A 1,120-nucleotide genomic window follows, 5' to 3' on the forward strand; every position below is an offset into this window, starting at 1 on the left:
GGCGGATTCACGCTGAAGTGCGACTGGGTTGCAGTGCATTGTAGTCGGTTCGCCTGATAGCTGCCAGCTTGCTGCTGAAAGCCTCGGCTGGCGTCTGCCATCCCAGGCACTTACGGGGCGTGTCGTTCATCTTTGTGGCAATGGCCTTCAGTCCGGTCGAGGATCGATCCTCGACCGGACTGTCGAGCGGCAACCGGCGGCGCACGCGTCCATTGGCATTTTCAATGCCACCCTTTTGCCAGGGGCTGTGCGGATCGCAGAACCAGCTGGGCATGGACAATGACCGCCAGGCACCCACAAACTCGGTGCCCCGGTCGAAGGTGATGCTGCGGCGGGCGGAGCTGGGCAGGGGGGCCAGAGCATTGGTGATGCGGGACATGACGTCGGCGGAGCGGCGGTCCTCATTGCCCAGCAACAGCAGATATCGGGTTTGCCGCTCCTGGAGCGAAGTGACATTGGCCTTGCCATGCTTGCGCGCAAAGATCACCAGATCCGCCTCCCAATGGCCAAACTGGCTGCGATCACCGATTTCGGTCGGGCGGGCTTCAATCCACCGCTCTGCCGGGATCACCGAGGTCCGGGGCTTGCGGCCTTTCTGACGACGGCGGTGCCGCCGGGCCACAGCGAGCAGGGCATACAGCTTCGCCTCTCGGCCCTCGGCACTGTAGATATGTCGGTAGATGCTCTCATGCGATATCCGGCCCACTGGCTGCGGATCAATCTTGAGCCGGCCGGAAACCTGCTGCGGTGACCAGCCCGAATGCAGCTTCGCCACCACATGCGCCAGAAGGGCCGGATGTCGCAGCAACTTCACGCGGCCAGAACGCCGCCGGCGCTTAGCCATCGCGTTCGCCGTCATGCAGAAGTAACCACGGTAGTCGTTGCCAAACCGGTCCCGGAAGGATGTGTGGTAAAAGTTCCGGTTGATCTCACGATGGATTGTACCATGATGCCGGCCAAGCCGCGCCGCGATCTCCCGAACTGGGATCGATGCCTGGAACATCTCGTCAATCCGACGCCGTTCCGCCAAACTCAGGTGCGAATAATGCTCTCCCATGGCAGCCTCCATTGCTAACCATCTGATTATAAAAGAGAGTCGCACTTCAAAATAGAATCCACC

Annotated in this window: 1 protein-coding gene; it reads right to left on the reverse strand. The window is 61.1% G+C overall.

What is annotated here, in order from left to right; all coding sequences use genetic code 11:
- Positions 1–7 precede the first annotated feature (7 nt).
- Positions 8–1,120: IS30 family transposase (locus ACT6Q8_RS25500; protein ID WP_444739478.1), on the reverse strand; the 1,113-nt coding region annotated here is incomplete at its 5' end.

Origin of the sequence: Niveispirillum sp. (assembly GCF_052437035.1) — a bacterium.
GTDB lineage: Bacteria > Pseudomonadota > Alphaproteobacteria > Azospirillales > Azospirillaceae > Niveispirillum.